15 protein-coding genes are annotated in these 16,097 nt (G+C 45.2%); 5 read left to right on the forward strand and 10 right to left on the reverse strand.

Translation table 11 applies throughout. The features are described 5' to 3' along the window. Positions 1-167: 167 nt before the first annotated feature. The 7 genes from IE104_RS01335 to IE104_RS01365 form a co-directional block, all read right to left on the reverse strand. Positions 168-1,445: an aspartate aminotransferase type Ic gene (locus IE104_RS01335; RefSeq protein ID WP_189415347.1), complete on the reverse strand. Its 1,278-nt coding sequence runs from the start codon at positions 1,443-1,445 to the stop codon at positions 168-170. Positions 1,446-1,577: 132 nt separating this feature from the next. After that, on the reverse strand, positions 1,578-3,533 hold the full coding sequence (locus tag IE104_RS01340; RefSeq protein ID WP_189415349.1) for a M48 family metallopeptidase: 1,956 nt from the start codon (positions 3,531-3,533) through the stop codon (positions 1,578-1,580). A 123-nt stretch (positions 3,534-3,656) separates the two neighbouring features. Continuing rightward, positions 3,657-4,250, reverse strand: coding sequence for a LemA family protein (locus IE104_RS01345; RefSeq protein ID WP_189415351.1), 594 nt, complete (start codon positions 4,248-4,250; stop codon positions 3,657-3,659). A 70-nt stretch (positions 4,251-4,320) separates the two neighbouring features. Then, the gene (locus IE104_RS01350; RefSeq protein WP_189415353.1) at positions 4,321-4,905 is read right to left on the reverse strand and encodes a BON domain-containing protein; all 585 of its coding nucleotides are present in this window, start codon (positions 4,903-4,905) and stop codon (positions 4,321-4,323) included. A 2-nt stretch (positions 4,906-4,907) separates the two neighbouring features. Further along, on the reverse strand, positions 4,908-5,483 hold the full coding sequence (locus IE104_RS01355) for an SIS domain-containing protein (protein WP_189415355.1): 576 nt from the start codon (positions 5,481-5,483) through the stop codon (positions 4,908-4,910). A gap of 29 nt (positions 5,484-5,512) precedes the next feature. Continuing rightward, positions 5,513-5,884 (reverse strand): YraN family protein, encoded by a 372-nt coding sequence (locus IE104_RS01360; RefSeq protein ID WP_189415357.1) that lies wholly within the window; start codon positions 5,882-5,884, stop codon positions 5,513-5,515. 1 nt (position 5,885) lies between these two features. Further along, positions 5,886-7,775 (reverse strand): penicillin-binding protein activator, encoded by a 1,890-nt coding sequence (locus IE104_RS01365; RefSeq protein WP_189415359.1) that lies wholly within the window; start codon positions 7,773-7,775, stop codon positions 5,886-5,888. Positions 7,776-7,834: 59 nt separating this feature from the next. Between IE104_RS01365 and rsmI the strand changes: the two genes are divergently transcribed. Beyond that, positions 7,835-8,686: a 16S rRNA (cytidine(1402)-2'-O)-methyltransferase gene (gene rsmI, locus IE104_RS01370; RefSeq protein ID WP_189415361.1), complete on the forward strand. Its 852-nt coding sequence runs from the start codon at positions 7,835-7,837 to the stop codon at positions 8,684-8,686. A gap of 220 nt (positions 8,687-8,906) precedes the next feature. Further along, positions 8,907-9,146: a hypothetical protein gene (locus IE104_RS01375; RefSeq protein ID WP_189415363.1), complete on the forward strand. Its 240-nt coding sequence runs from the start codon at positions 8,907-8,909 to the stop codon at positions 9,144-9,146. Positions 9,147-9,249: 103 nt separating this feature from the next. Here IE104_RS01375 and IE104_RS01380 read toward each other — a convergent pair whose 3' ends face one another. Further along, positions 9,250-10,614, reverse strand: coding sequence for an OprO/OprP family phosphate-selective porin (locus IE104_RS01380; RefSeq protein WP_189415365.1), 1,365 nt, complete (start codon positions 10,612-10,614; stop codon positions 9,250-9,252). Positions 10,615-10,754: 140 nt separating this feature from the next. Between IE104_RS01380 and modA the strand changes: the two genes are divergently transcribed. The 3 genes from modA (at position 10,755) to IE104_RS01395 (ending at position 13,073) form a co-directional block, all read left to right on the forward strand. Next, on the forward strand, positions 10,755-11,555 hold the full coding sequence (modA, locus tag IE104_RS01385; RefSeq protein WP_229837562.1) for a molybdate ABC transporter substrate-binding protein: 801 nt from the start codon (positions 10,755-10,757) through the stop codon (positions 11,553-11,555). A 182-nt stretch (positions 11,556-11,737) separates the two neighbouring features. Then, positions 11,738-12,433 (forward strand): molybdate ABC transporter permease subunit, encoded by a 696-nt coding sequence (gene modB / locus IE104_RS01390; RefSeq protein WP_189415367.1) that lies wholly within the window; start codon positions 11,738-11,740, stop codon positions 12,431-12,433. Then, positions 12,426-13,073, forward strand: a complete 648-nt coding sequence (locus tag IE104_RS01395; RefSeq protein ID WP_189415369.1) for a molybdenum ABC transporter ATP-binding protein — start codon at positions 12,426-12,428, stop codon at positions 13,071-13,073. The genes modB and IE104_RS01395 overlap by 8 nt, the downstream gene beginning before the upstream one ends. On the opposite strand, the gene IE104_RS01400 is transcribed toward IE104_RS01395, so the two are convergent. Beyond that, complete coding sequence (locus IE104_RS01400; protein ID WP_189415371.1) at positions 13,070-13,468, reverse strand: winged helix-turn-helix domain-containing protein; 399 nt, start codon at positions 13,466-13,468, stop codon at positions 13,070-13,072. The two genes, IE104_RS01395 and IE104_RS01400, sit on opposite strands and share 4 nt — an antisense overlap. A 196-nt stretch (positions 13,469-13,664) precedes the next feature. Further along, the gene (locus tag IE104_RS01405) at positions 13,665-16,016 is read right to left on the reverse strand and encodes a TonB-dependent receptor (protein WP_189415373.1); all 2,352 of its coding nucleotides are present in this window, start codon (positions 16,014-16,016) and stop codon (positions 13,665-13,667) included. Positions 16,017-16,097 lie beyond the last annotated feature (81 nt).

A 16,097-nucleotide genomic window follows, 5' to 3' on the forward strand; every position in this document is an offset into this window, starting at 1 on the left:
AATGCGTTGGAAAGTTTTCGAAGCAATTTCTTTAAAAATAGATGTTTTGGTTATCAGCAGCGAATAAATTGCGGTATGGGTGGGTGATTGGCAGAAATTACCGCCTGATAAAACAAAAGGCCTCGTGGCGTAAACCATGAGGCCTTTTATTTTGGATGAGTTGAAACTTATGCGAGAGCAGCGATTTCTTGTCTTACGGACGCCAGTTTCACGCAGGTGACGAACACTTTCATGGCTTCAACAACTTCCGGTACTGTGGGAACTGACGGCGCAATACGGATATTGCGATCTTCCGGATCTTTACCATAGGGGTAGGTTGCGCCCGCTGGAGTCAATTTGACGCCAGCTTCTGCTGCCAGGCGTACGGTCTCTTTTGCACAGCCTTTGCGGGTATCAAAGGATACGAAGTAACCGCCTACTGGTTTTTCCCATGCGCCTAAATCTGTACCTTCAAAGGCGCCTGCCAAGGCTTCCAACACAGCTTCAAAACGTGGGTTAAGCAATTCAGCATGTTTCTTCATGTGAGCCATAAGAGCGGAACGGTCAGGCAAGAAACGTGTGTGGCGAATTTGGTTAACTTTGTCTGGACCGATTGTTTGGGCGCCCAAGGCCTTTTTGAAACCAGCCAAATTGGCAGCGCTAGCGGCTACGAAGGCTACACCCGCACCAGCTTGGGTGATCTTGGAGGTAGAGGCGAACTGAAGCACTGAGTCTTCGGTGCCGTTGCGGCGAGTTGCTTCCAGAATGCTTGCCAGCTGGGGAGCATTATCAACCAAGTCGTGTACCGAGTAGGCGTTATCCCAAAATACGCGGAAGTTAGCACTGGCGATTTTGCCCAGTTTGGCAATGCGCTCAACAGTTTCATCGCTATAAACAACCCCTGTTGGGTTGGAGTATTTGGGTACGCACCACATACCTTTGATTGAGCTATCCGCTTTAATCGCAGCTTCAACAGCATCCATATCCGGGCCGGTTGAAGTCATAGGTACGGTTACCATTTTGATGCCGAGTTGTTCGCAAATGGTGAAGTGGCGGTCATAGCCAGGTACGGGGCATAAGAACTTTACTTCACCTTCGTTTTTCCAGGCGCTTGCCGCATCTTTCAGGCCAAACAAGTAAGCGGTGGATGCAACCTGGAACATGAGCGTCAAACTGCTGCTGCCGCCAACGAGTACATTAGCTGCATCTACGCCCATGATGTTTGCGCCCAATTGTTTGGCTTCGGGTAAACCGTCGAGGCCGCCATAGTTGCGGGTATCGGTGCCATCAGCCGCAATGTAGTTGCCTTTGAGAATGCCGTCGAGCGCGTCAGACAGATCCAATTGATCTGAAGATGGCTTGCCTCGGGTTAAATCGAGGTTCAATTTTTTGCTGAGAATAGTTTGGTATTCAGCGGCTAGTTGGCTTTCCAATTGACGCAATTGCGTTGCTTGATCCGGTTGCACAGTAAGTCACCTCAAAAGTGGTTGGCGATTTGCGGAGATAAGATGGATGGTTGTAGCAGTTTACAAAACGGCGCGCATTATAACCGCTAGACGCCGCCAAGTTATAGCTTTCAATAGTGTTGACGTAAAAAACTAATGGCTCGCAACAATGAGTGGTGGAACCGGGCAATCCAGCGCATCGGCAATGGCGCGAAATAATTCTGCCTCTACAACGGTGATCTCTTGATCTGCCAACACGCATTGGCTCATGGCTTTTAATAGTTTGGGTTTTTGCAGTGGTTTAACGCAATTCAAACGGTTAATCGCCAAATCCAAATCCATCATGTTGTAGTCGCTTTCATTCATGAGTTGCAGATCATCAAAACCTATTATGGATTTACTCTTGTTGAACGCTGCTTGGGCATTTGATGCGGAATTTGCTCCCGCATTGGCGATGACCGATAAAAGTGTGCAGGCTTCATTTTTCAGTTGCGTCAAATCCACCAAACGATGTGCTGATTTTTTAGGTTCCAAATTGTGCGTGATAATTTTGAAGAATGACCATTCGATTAAATCGATATGCTCATCCGCATGGATAACATGGCTCATAGCTGAGCGAAAGAGTTCATATTGTTGCGTTGAGAGATTTTTTAACGCAGGTAAGCTGAGTTCCAATAATGGCAATCTCAATCGCGGCTCTAATAAAGAAGCTTGAAGCGCAAGCGGTTTGATTGAATGAATTTGTGTTTGTGAAAATAGTTTGCCGAGCGCTTGCCATTGAATGCTTTGTTTGTCGGGATTTTTATCAATCAGTAAACCCAGCATCAATGCTTGCGCATCCCATGGATTGTGGGCAGCTTCGCGCAGTTGATCGTTAATTGCATTCAATGTTTGGTGTGCGTATGCAAGGTGCGACTCATTGGGTTGACCAATGGTTTGCAAAATTTGATCGACTGTAACCACAAACTCCATGGCATTTTTGGGCGAACTAAATTCCAGGGGCGAGTGATCTTCATTGGCCTCAGAAAGTCTTCCTTCTTCTATATAGCTATTTTCGTCCGGTTGATAAACATCAATGTGGGCGAATTCACCATTCCAGCGTGGATCAATTCTTTTAATGCGTTCGGGTAATGGTGGGTGCGTTGCCAAGGCAGAAAACAAACTATTTGCGCCCTCGCCAAAAAACATATGACTGAATTCAGCGGCATTAGCGACATCCATTTGCGAGCCGCCGACATAGCCACCCAACTTCTTTAATGCGCCACCAATACCATCGGGATTGCGCGTAAATTTTACGGCGGAAGCATCAGCTAAAAATTCGCGTTGGCGGCTAACGGCAGCTTTTATCAGTTTTCCGAAAAATGTTCCCGCGTAGCCAATAATCATCAAGCCCAAACCAATTCCCATCATAGCTGCGGCAGATTGATCTTTACGGGAGCGAAATGCTCTTCCGTGGCGTGAGCTACGCAACAGGAATTCGCCGATTAAACCTATTAGTAGAATACCGTTAAGTAAGGCAACCAGGCGCATGTTCAATTTCATATCACCGTGGAAGATATGGCTGAATTCATGTGCGATAACGCCCTGCAATTCATCGCGATTTAGTACTCGAATACAACCGCGCGTTACGCCAATAACAGCATCTTGTGGAGTATGGCCAGCAGCAAATGCGTTAATCGCTTCATCTTCAATAATATAAACCGGCGGCACAGGCGTGCCGGATGCGATGGACATTTCTTCCACCACATTCAAAATTTTCTTTTCATCTGCATTAGCATTATGAACAGTAAGGGGGCGCCCACCGAGTGATTCAGCCACTACTCGGCCTCCGCTGGAGAGTTGGAATAACTTATATAAGCTACCTAAAAAAATAACCGCGCAAACAGAAAAGCTTATGCCACCCAACATTTGCCAGCTCATAGCATGGGTAATGCCTTGCCATAAACCTGCATTCGCTAAATAGTTATGGGTGTTCTGCTCCATATAATAGAAGACTGCGGCGCAGAAGAAGGTGGTTACAGCAATTAATGACAATACCGCAAGGCACAATAAAACAATGAGCCGCTTGGTATTACGATAGGCGAGATCTTGTTGTTCAAAGAAATTCATAGGGGCTCTGTCAATTAAGAGGGGCTCTATTAGTTAAAAGAGGCTCTGTTGATAAGAATCAGGGAAATTGCTGTAGCTGAAATAAAAAAGGCCATCTAATGATAGCCTCTTTTTTGATTTTTATTAAAAGCTGACTTTGGGAGCCGCTTGAATTTCTTTGGAATCTTCGAAGACTAATAAAGAAGCGTCCTGGCTGTGGCCGAATGATGCGGCAAAAAATACCGGAGGAAAGCTTTGTTTATAAGTGTTGTAAGAGGTCACTGCATCGTTAAAAGCCTGGCGAGCAAATGACACTTTGTTTTCTGTGCTGGTAAGCTCTTCTGAAACCTGCATCATATTTTGTGATGCTTTTAAATCCGGGTAAGCCTCCATTACTACACTCAAGCGGCTCATCGCATTTGTCAGCAAACTTTCTGCGCCTGCTAAATCTTTCATCGCTGCTGCGTTGCTTGGATCAGCTGCTGCTGCTTTTAGTCCACCAACTGCCTGATTACGTGCGCTAATTACAGCTTCCAAGGTTTCGCGCTCGTGCGACAGATAACCTTTAGCGGTTTCCACCAGGTTGGGAATTAAGTCATAGCGGCGTTTTAACTGTACTTCGATTTGCGAAAATGCATTTTGGTAACGGTTTTTAAGCGATACCAGTTGGTTGTAAATGCCAATAACATAAAACACGATAACGGCAATAATGACCAGAAGAACAATAAATGCGACCATGATGGCTTCCTATATGCTTGTGTGTGTTTAGCGAACTTATTTTTCGGCGCTTTGAAACTTCATGTTTTAGTTAGTCAACATATTCAAAAACTTTAACAACTTTTTGTACATCTGCAGTATGGCTAACCATATTCACGATACGATCTGCCTCTGCATGAGTGACTATACCCATCAAAAATACCGCCTGGTTTTCGGTAACAAAATGTACGCGACGACTCTCAGTTTCGCTATCGGCCAGCAGTTGGGCTTTTATTTTTGTGCTAATCCAGGCGTCTTTACTGCGTGCGGTAAAGTTAGTGGGTTCGCTAACGATTAGCTCGTTATGGATTTCGCGAACCGGGTTTAATTTGTAAACCGTGTCAGCTACCAGGTTACGTAGCTCATCGCTGGGTACTTGACCGGTTAATAAAACGATACCGTTAAAGCTGTCGATGTTGACGTGGGCATGTTCCAGCTGGGGATCAGCCTTCTTTATATTAACCTTGGCTGCAGTTTCAATTTCGTTGTCGTTGAGTTTTGCGCCCATGGTGCGTTCATTGGCTTTCATCTCAATCGGTTTGCTGGTGGTGGCGTTAATCACTTCCGCGCAGCCGCTCATCAACAAGCTTGTGCAAAGGGCGAGGCTCAATAAACTAATACGAGTTGAGGTTTTCATAGTTAAAATCCACCAAACAGTTGTTGATCAATCAAATCACACACGCAGAAGAGCGTGAGCAAGTGTACTTCATGAATACGATGTTTGGCCGTAACTGGCACGCGAAGTTCAATATCCTGTGAATCTAACAAAGCTGCTACATCGCCACCGTCGCGACCGGTGAGTGCAATGACTTGCATATGCTTGTCGTGAGCGGCACTAATAGCTTGTAACAAATTGCTGGCGGTGCCTGTAGTGGTCACCAACAACAATACATCGCCTTGGTTGCCCAAGGTACGAATTTGTTTTGCATAGATGTCATTCGTATTCGAGTTGTCAGCATTGCTGATGATATCTGTACCCAAGCTGATTGCCGGTAAACTCGGGCGCTCTTGCTCCAGGCTGTTCATCAGGTTGGCGGTAAAAATATGTGCATGTGCAGCAGAAATACCGTTGCCGCAGGTTAATACTTTTTTCTCGTTCAGTAGCGCTTCAACAATACAATGACTTGCATGTGCAATGAGTGGTGCAAGCTGTTCGCCAGCTTGCATTTTGGCTTCAATACTTTCGTGAAAAAGCGTGATAACTCGTTGATCCATAATATTCGATTCAAAAATAGCAAAAATTGTTAGCTGGAGAAGGCGTCTTTAATCCACTCAGGTTCACCATTGTCGCTGAAGGCTATGACATCAAAGCGACAAATGGCAGATTCGGTGAGTTGGTGTTCTTGCAAATAATACAGCGCTGTTTTGATGATTTTTTGCTGTTTGCGAATAGTAACGCTTTCAGCTGCATTGGCAAATGCCTGGTGGGTGCGTAGGCGCACTTCAACGAATACCAAAGTATCTTTGTGCTGCATTATGAGGTCAATTTCGCCGAGTTTGCAGCGGTAATTTTGGGATATTTTTACCAACCCCTGTTGCTGCAAAAAGGCGAGCGCGCGGTCTTCAGCTTGAGCGCCGGAGTTTTTTTCAGTTGATGTTTTTCGGCTAAAAAACATCTTATTCGCTGGCTTCCTGATTACTGGTATCTACTACTGTTGCTAAGGGTTCGGCCAAACCTTCATTAAAGCGCGCCCACATTTGTTCGCGCTCTATGCGGCCATCAGGCAATAGTTGTAGTGAACCTGTGGCTCCATAAATTCGCATTTGTGGAGCTTGTTTCAGTTGCGCCAAGCGTGAGTAGAGATGAAATGCATCAGCACCTAATGCGTGTAAGCGGCCATAGACTGCAGCGACGCGAGTATTTTGTGCGATGGTTTGTTTGGTGGGATTGTTGCTATCAAAAACCCACGGCAGTGTATTAAAGATAACGCCGTTTAAATCTTCGTTTTTAATTGCATCAGCATCGCCAGAATAAATGCTGCTGGTCGCATACACGGGAATGCTGTTGGCATATTGAAACACTAATGTAGGTTTGATTTGTCGGCCTTGATCGGGTGTAACTGCCATAAAAATCATATTCACGTCGGCACGGCGACGAGGTTGGAATTCCAGTTTTGTACCTAATTGTTGTTGTAAAAGCGTAGCGCGCGCTTGGCTTTCGTCGAGCAACATCAGGTGGCGAAAACTTTCGGAAAATTTATCTTGCGATGCAAAATTACTTTTACCTACCAGTGTTCCGCCTAACTTTTGCCATTCGGCTGCGAATGCTTGCGCGCTACGTTCACTGATTTCCTGTGCTGTTGAAACTATAAGTGCGCGCTTGTAACCATCTTGAATTCCCTGACGCGCAACCTGACGCGCTTCATCTTCAACAGCTAAACCGAATTGATAAAAATTTGCCAAAGGCTGCGCTGGTTGTTGATCGGGATAATTCAGGCTCAAGAGCGGTACTTGCAGCGACGTTAAGCGGCTAATGGCATTGACGTTATCTTTATCAATTGGGCCAATAATAAAATCAGCACCGTCGTTAACAGCTTGCTGATAAGCTGCTATTGAATCTTTGCTGGAATCGTATTTGCGAACGCTGGGTAAATTAGTAGTACCTATATGTTGATAATAAGCCGCAAAAAAACCATCGCTAACCGTTTCACCTGCTTCGGTCAATCTGCCCTGCAAGGGTAGCAGGAGTGCAATTTTTTTTGGTTGCGAGGTGTTAATACCTTGCAGCGCGCGCAAGTCTTTGGGGAGATTGCTAGCCGCAGGATGTGTACGCCATTGCTTTTGCCACTGCGTGAGGCTTGCAAGTTGCGCGCTAATATCTTGCGTGTTGTTTTTGCTGAGTGCGGCCAAACTGTACCAACCTTGGGTAATACCACCGCTGCCTTTCATCGCGTTGGCTTGCAGTTCGTTGAGCGGAATATTCATAAGCGTTTGCCAAAGTACATCCTGATTGATATTGGCAGCTTGTTGATCCGTTAACAGGGCAGAGGCGTTAATGCGTTCCGCAATACTTTCATGCAACTGACCGTTGCGTTCAAACGCCTGGGCGCGCAACTCGCGTAATGCGGCTTCTTGTGCTGGTTCCAACGCTTTTAATTGTTGTTCCAGCCGGGTGTTGGTTAAAATGCGTCGCGCACGATCAGCATTACCATCTTTTAAGGCTAGATCTGCAGATAATTGGCTCGATTTTACAAATACTGAATCAGACGATTGGTTCGTGCCGAGTTCGCCAATTAAATTGCGAGCTTTATCCAATTTATTTTGCGCAAGATAAATCTCTGCTGCTTGCAGAATTAAGGTTTCGCGTTCCGGTGATTTTTTTTGCTGGGCAAGTGTAATAAGTGTTTGTGGATCTTGAGTGGCTGTAGATGTTTTTGTTGCTGCCGCTGCATCGCTTTTAACAGTGGAAGCAGGCTCGTTGGGTTTTACGCGGGCGTCACCACCACAGCTGCTAATTGCTAGAGCTAGCAGCGAAATGAATACACAATGTGTTGGTCGGTTTAACATGGGTTACAACTCCTGACGCACGACTAAAATCTGGCCATATGGCCTTTGGAACGAACTTTATGAGTACTTTGGCAGCTAATTCTGGCGGCACACTTTATGTAGTCGCCACGCCTATCGGTAATTTGGACGACATGGTACCGCGAGCCATACAGACACTACAAACTGTAGCAGTGATTGCTGCGGAAGATACGCGCCACAGCGCTCGTTTATTGGCTCATTTTGACATAAAAACACCTGCAGTCGCGTATCACGATCACAGTGATGAACATCGCACCGAACAATTGATTGCGCGATTATTAGCCGGTGAAGATGTCGCCTTGATTTCAGATGCTGGCACGCCTCTGGTTTCTGACCCGGGTTACCGCCTGGTGCGCAAAGCGCGCGAGCAAGGAATTCGTGTTGCACCTATTCCCGGTGCATGCGCCATGATTGCGGCTTTGAGCGCTGCGGGTTTGCCGTCTGATCGTTTTGCTTTTGAAGGTTTTTTGCCCGCAAAACAAGTAGCACGTACCACTCAGCTTGAATCTTTAGCGGGCGACACTCGTACGTTAATTTTCTACGAAGCGCCGCATCGCATTCTGGAAACCTTGCAAGATATGTTGAGTGTATTTGGTGCTGAGCGCGAAGTTGTTATTGCGCGCGAAGTCACCAAAACATTTGAAACGATTAAAGGCGATAGGTTGGATGTTATGGTGAATTGGGTTGCTGCAGACAGCAATCAACAGCGTGGAGAAATTGTGTTGTTAGTGCATGGGGCAACCAAGCCAGAGAGTGCAGAAATATCCGCCGAGCAAGAGCGCATTATGCGCGTTTTGTTAGAAGACTTACCGGTAAAACAAGCTGCTGCTATAGGTGCAAAAATTACAGGTTTGAAAAAGAATTTTTTGTACGATTGGGCGCTAAAAGAATAATACATTAATAATCACAACACCTATTGATCATTCCTTTGCGCCCCCCCTTTTTGAATGTCGCTATCGTCAGGTCGTTGGCGATACCGCTAAAAAATGCAGAAAACCCCTTATTTGCAGGCGATTTTTTACGTTAGGCACCGCACATTTTTTTGATAACAAGTGGAGTTAAGCTTAAGGCTCGGCGCTGAAAATCTAATGCGCGCAATTCAGGAGTTTACCTATGACCGCAATTCATGCACCTGCTGCAATGCACAAAGTACATGATGGATTAAGTTATACAATCCTTTTGAAGCCTGATGATACAACGGTATATTTGGATATTAATGAGTTAGGTTTGCATCATCATCAGGTGCGAACTGTCTGCGAAAAGAATGATTGGGATCATCTGGAAGAAGAGGGTGATCATGCCGCGTTCACTATCATTGACTTACACAATGCCGCTCCTAAAGTTTTTCTTTAGATACATTCGGCCCCAATTTTGTTAATTAAATAAGTGAAGAGGGTTGCATAGCAACCCTCATAAGCCGCTTTTAATGCGATTCTATTTTATAGAAGCCTGGATTTTAATACGCAAACTGCAATCTAAGTTGCACTGCATTTAAATCTTTATCGGCAAACGACCCACCTTCTATATCCAGCACATGTACGTAATTCATGCTTGCGCGGAAATATTGGTTTAAATAACTATTAAGTGCGAAGGTAAGGTTGCGCTCTTTGCCACCATTGATTTCCGGTAACATCACCTTATTGCGCAATACCAAATCACCGTCGGTTAAATCAATTTCGGATAAACGCACTGCTAATTCCCACGCGCCTATACCACCTTGGTCAATACCTTTTGAAGGCTTGATGCCATCAAATAAACCTTTATCGCCTTTATAGGTACGTTGTTCTCCCGTAATGCTCCAACTAGTTTGCGCAAACCAGCCACTGAAATGAACATCGTCCAAATTATTTTTGCGGTGTACGGTGGTATCAATATATTCCGCGTTAAAGCCCAAGGTTTTAAAGCTCCCCCCCAATTCTAACCCCCACAAATCAGTGCGTTCGGCGTTGGCAATATTGCCAGTGTCCACCAAGCGAGTTTCAATAATGTTGGATTCAGGTTTGCTGCGGAAGCGCACGCTATCGCTGTAAGTAATAGGTGTCGTTGTTGATGCCGTATTATTTTGACTCGGCGCGCGCGTTGCGAGAGATGCGCCTAAATGAAATGTGCCACCGGGACCAATTAAAGGTGCCCAGGAGGTACGGAAAGCTGCGCCGCCACCTTCATCACTTACTGCACTGGCAGCGGTAGAAATTTGTTCGCCGTACAGCATAAACGCGCTGCTCCAATTATCTTTGCCCGCAGAAATCATGGCACCAGGTGCGCGTGCATTTAAAAATGCATTGGGCAGTGAACGCTCCATAAAGGTTAAACCTTTATCGGCGGCTAAAGACTCCTGACTGAACGGAATTTTAAAGTGGCCGAAGGTTAATTGAATTGGCGTGGAGGTTTTAAAGCCGCGATAGGTGACAAAGCCATCAATTAATTGTGAACCATTGGCAAAATCAATTTCAGTTTTGTAATCCCAGCTGTTGTACAAAGTGCCGTTAATCGATAAGCGTACGCGGCGAAATTCAGAGCCAGCGTTAGCGAGGTCTCGCCCTGCAACATCTTTAATATCGCTGCTGTAATTGACTCCATCTAATTGCAACATGGTGCCGATTTGCGCACTGAAATTCTTATCGCCGCTCACAATTTTTAAGCCATCGCTCATATCAACTGTGGCTTGTGAGTTTTGTGCTTTTTTAATTTTTTCGTATTCTTCGGCAGTAATAACACCTTTTTGGGCGAGTAGTTCAGTGGTGGCGTCCACTGCGAATGCGGGGGCAGCGAGCGATGAATATACTAAAAACCAGGGTGAGAGTTTTGCTAATTGACGCATTGTTCAAGTCTCCGATTGTCATTTGAATGAAATATCGGGGGCGGATGTTGACATTGTTAATCGATATATACAACCATATACATCGATGATCTATTAGAAATGACGTTATTGATTAATTGATGTAAAAAATGAGGAATAAAATGATGCAAGCTTTGTTGGTGTTGCCCAAAAGCGGTGCCTTTTTGAAGGCAAAAATAAAATTATTGTGTGTAATTACTCTGGGTTTGTTGAGTAATTGGGCAGCGGCTGGAGAGGTAAATGTTTATGCCGCAGCGAGTTTGACGGATGCTGTAACTGAGTTAAGTTCGGCATATCAAAAGACCCACCCTGACGTTGCGATTAAAAAATCTTTTGCTGGCTCGTCCACGCTTGCCAAGCAAATTGAAAATGGCGCACCAGCAGATATTTTTATTTCGGCAGATAATGATTGGGCTGATTATTTAGGTAAACGTGGTCTGTTGGTGAGTGAATCGCGCAAGAAATTACTCAGCAATGATTTGGTATTGATTGCACCTTTGGCAAGCGATGTTAAGATCACTTTAGGCGCTGGCTTTAATTTTAATGCTGCTTTTACCGGACGTTTGTGTACAGGCGACACCGCATCTGTTCCCGTGGGTAAATATGCCAAGCAATCGCTTACGCACTACGGATGGTGGGATAAATCTTCAGCGCGCATTGTGGGGACTGAAGATGTTCGTACCGCATTGGCTTTTGTTGAGCGCGCAGAATGTAGCTTGGGGATCGTCTACAAAACTGATGCACAATTGAGCAAAAAAGTGAAAGTGGTGGCAACTTTTCCCGCTGCGAGCCATGCACCTATTGAATATCCCGGTGCTTTAACCAAAAATGCGGGTGCTGACTCAAAGGCTTTTTGGGAATTCTTGCAAAGCGATGACGCTAAAGCTGTATTCGCTCGTTACGGCTTTGTCATTTTTAATTAAGATTTAAATGAATGACATCATGTCCTGCTTTTCTCAAATACAGAGTAATCGAAAAGATATTTGAGTAAATACTCTTCGACAAGCTCTTGGTGAGCCGGTTGGGATATTAAGTAGGTATCGCTCATCCTGAGCTTGTCGAAGGATTTAGGGTGAGCTAGTTTTTATTCAGGATTGTGTTCTCTATGTTGACTGAACCCGAGTGGCAAGCGCTCGCACTCTCTGCACAGGTTGGCCTGTGGGCCACGCTCGTGTGTTTGCTGCCGGGAATTGCTTGTGGATGGTTACTTGCGCGTAAAAGTTTTTTTGCAAAACCTGCGTTTGAAGCTCTTTTATTTATGCCAATGGTATTGCCGCCAACTGTGCCGGGCTATTTATTATTAGTCACCTTTGGTTCGCAGGGTGTTGCTGGGCAATGGCTAAAAAATCATTTCAATATTGAGTTTGCGTTTAACTGGAAAGGTGCGGTTTTGGCTTCGGCAATTATTGCATTTCCCTTGATGGTACAAGCGGCAAAATTGTCTGTGCAAATGATTGATCGTCGCCTTGAGCAAGCTGCTAGTACCCTCGGTGCCAGCCCGTTAAAAGTATGGTTGACCGTAACCCTACCGCTTATGCTGCCCGGTATTTTAATTGGTTTGATTATGGTGTTTAGCCGCTCGCTTGGCGAATTCGGCGCGACTATTACCTTTGTAGGAAATATTGCCGGTGAAACAAGAACGTTGCCCTTGGCGATCTACTCGGCAACTCACCAAATTGATGGCGATGCAATTGCAATGCGGTTGATTTTTATCAGCTTGGCGTTTGCATTTTTTGCATTGTTATTGAGTAATGTGTTGTCACGTCGCACTGAAAAATGGCTGGGAGTTCATCGTGCTTGATGTAGATATTAATGTTAAGCGCGATGATTTTTGCTTGCAGGTTTGTACAAAACTAGAAGCTCCTATCACCGGGATTTTAGGTGCATCTGGCAGTGGAAAAAGCACATTTTTAGCGGTAATTGCAGGTTTGTTGAAGCCGCAGCAGGGGTATATCCAACTCAATGATCAGCGTCTTTTCGACGCAAAAACTAATCTCTGGAGTCCACCGCACAAACGCAGGATTGGTTTGGTTTTTCAGGATGGTCAACTGCTGCCGCATCTCTCGGTACACAATAATTTGCTTTACGGTTACCGAAATATTACTCAATCTGAACGACATTTTGAGTTAAATGAAGTTGCAAAATTATTGGAAATTGAACATTTGCTGGATCGCAAAGCAACTGCGCTTTCGGGTGGTGAAAAACAACGTGTAGCTCTAGGGCGAGCAATTTTATATTCGCCATCCGTGTTGCTGATGGATGAACCGCTATCTTCGTTGGATGAGCGTTTAAAAAATCAGATTTTGCCGTTTTTTTTACGAATTAAATCGGAATGTAAAATTCCTATGGTTTACGTTACACACTCACCGCGTGAGCTTGATTTCTTGACAGATACGCAGCTAGTGATGAGTGATGGTCAATTGTTGGCTAATGGAAATTAAGTAGCGGATTCAGAAGCTAATGGCATTTTGCGTAAACAAGACTGCATTTTTTCAAAATGTTTATTGGTTATGATGGCGACTTCTGCTTGCAGGGCTCGGTAATCTTCCAGTATTTGTGCGCCTAATTTTGTTAATTGTGTTCCTCCACCGTTTGTTCCACCTTTTGCAGTATCGACTAATGGCTGTTGAAAGCAGCGATTCATTGCATCGACCAATAACCACGCACGCCTGTAACTCATACCCATTTTTTTTCCTGCGGCAGATATAGAACCTGTATCGCGAATTGCCTCAAGTAAATCTGCTTTTCCCGGGCCAAACGCAATTTCATTACCCAACATCACGCGCAATTGGGCACGTAATAGAGCGGTAGATTGTTGAGTGTTCTTTGCTGGCATTGGCGGATGTCCCGAGTCGAAAGTTGAACGCTAACATCCTGAGATAAGATTTTCAAATAACCCGTTATACGCACGGTAAAATCCACGGTCAGTGTTATCCGGCTATAGAAATATGATTATGTTGTCATTTGACAATAATAAAAAAGCCGCATCTAAAAACTTAAGATGCGGCTTTTAAAAACTTAATTTCTATGTCTTAAAATTTAATTGTTCCTTGAATCGCAACGCTTCTAGCGGGTTCATAGAACGCATAAAAGCCTGAGCCAGCACCTTTGGTTAACACGCTTGCAACGGGCAAGCCGTTGGCATAAGTGATAACAGATTCATCGGTGAGGTTTTTGCCAACCAATGCGACTTCCCATTTTTCATCCGCACCACTTAATGCAATGCGCGCATTAATTTTGGTGTATGACGATTGCTCAAAACGACTATCCAATGATGGTGTAGTTAAATACCCGGAATTGAAAACAACATCCAGGGTATTCGCAAGTTTCCAGCCATTGGGTAAATCGATATCGTAATCCCAACCTACATTGCCTTGGTATTTGGGTACGAACTCTCGACGCATGCCCGTTTGATCGCAAGCTGTTGGCCCGCTATTAGCGGCTTGGCCAAATGCGCATTGCCCGTTGGGGAAGTCGAGGTATTCAAAGTCCAAATAGCTTGCACCGCCGCGCATTAATAAGTTGCTGGTAATTGCCCAGCGTCCGTCCACTTCCAAACCTTGCACGCGCGCTTCACCGGCGTTGGTAACATTGAAGCTTAGGCTGCCGTCGAATTGGCTGGTTTGCATGTTGGTGAAGTCTGAGCGGAACAATGCAATGTTAAGTTCAGCTGAGCCGCTCGCAAGTAAAAACTTGCCACCTAACTCATAGTTTTTCACATCTTCTTTTTCAAACTCCCAGCTACCGTTAGTGTCATTGCCCGGGTAGAGGCCGCCTAAAGCAGTAGGCGCGGAGTTGGCGCGAACATCGTAACCGCCAGATTTAAAGCCTGTGGTGTAACTGGCGTACAGGCGATCAGTTTTATTGATGTCTTGTTGGAAAATAATTTGCGGATCAAAACCTGATTCGCTGCGATCGCCCTTAACATTATGTGGATCAACTTTAAAACCAACCCAAAGTTTATTGTATGGATCATTGACGGTCCCTAGTGGCAACAAATCACCAGTCGGTGACACATGATATTGCGCGCGATCTGCATCTTTGGTTTCTGATGAATAACGTCCACCGAGAATTAAACGGTTGGTATCCGTAATGTTCCAGGTAACTTGACCAAACACAGCATACAAACTGGTGTCCTGATTAAAGTCACGTTGCGTTGAGGCACCGCGCAACAACGGTGAAACGGCAGTGGCAATTACGCTGTTGGTAGGTACAAAAACTTTATCGTGGAATTTGATATTGCTGCCTTGATAAAATAAACCGCCAATCCAGGTAATCTTTTGATCTGCTGCCGACGTTAAGCGCAACTCCTGGCTCACCTGGCGATACTTTTCATCAGAATAAATATTGAAGCCAGACGCGCCGGTAAAATCACAATCGCACAATTCAGAATAGGTGTAGCCGTTATAACCGGTCACAGATGTCAGTGTCATACCGCCAATATCGTGCTCAGCAGTCAGTGTGATGTTGTTTGTGTCGTTGTAACTATAGTCACCGTTAGATTGACGTTTGCCGTCTTCAGTCGTGTCTAATTGGAAGGCGCCAGCAGTTAAATAGGAAAGTATAGTTTTGTAAGGATTTGGATCTTTTGTCGTATTGAGCGCGCTGTTAGTGACAGGTTTAATCACTTCAATATTGCGACCATTGCTATCAAATGAACCGTCTTCCAATTTCAGGGTGATATCCCAAGTATCAGTTGGTTTCCACTCCAAAGTTGCACGTATGACTTGGTCTTTATCAGCAGATTCGTTTCGATCCAGTGTAGTGTTTTCAATGAAGCCGTCAGTCTTGCGGCTCAAAATTGCCATGCGTCCGCCGACGGTATCGCTGATGGGGCCAGAGAGCACGAGGCGAGCTTCTTTTTCTTCAAACTCGGGTTCATAGCTCAAGTTTAAGCTGCCTTCAAATTCTTTTCCGGGCTTGGCGTTGATAATGCTAATTGCGCCCGCAGTACTGTTTTTGCCAAACAGAATACTTTGCGGGCCGCGCAAAATTTCAATTCGCTCGATATCGAGGAAAGGTGCACGCGCTAACTGCGCGCGGCCATAGTGAATACCATCCACAAACATCGCCGCTGACTGCTCAAAGCCCTGGTTTACGCCTGAGCTGATGCCGCGAATCGCTATGTTTGTACCAATACCCGTTTGGGTCATGTTGAAGCTGGGGGTGTAATCGGCAATTCCCGCAATGCTGGTGATGCCGGTTTCTTCCAGTTTCGCGCCGTTAAGGGCGGTAAGGGAAATGGGTACGTCTTCCATTTTTTGTACGCGTTTTTGCGCGGTAACCACAACCTCATCCAGAGTGGGGGTTTCATCTGCTATGGCCGGAAAACTGATGTAACTGGCAATAACAACAGACAGTAAGCTGAGTTTTGGCAATTTCACGAGGTGAGCTCCTCAATGCTTATTTTATTAAATGGATCAGAGAGTTAATGGGTGAAGCCTATGATTAGTAATAGCCCAAAA

This window comes from Cellvibrio zantedeschiae (genome assembly GCF_014652535.1).
GTDB lineage: Bacteria > Pseudomonadota > Gammaproteobacteria > Pseudomonadales > Cellvibrionaceae > Cellvibrio > Cellvibrio zantedeschiae.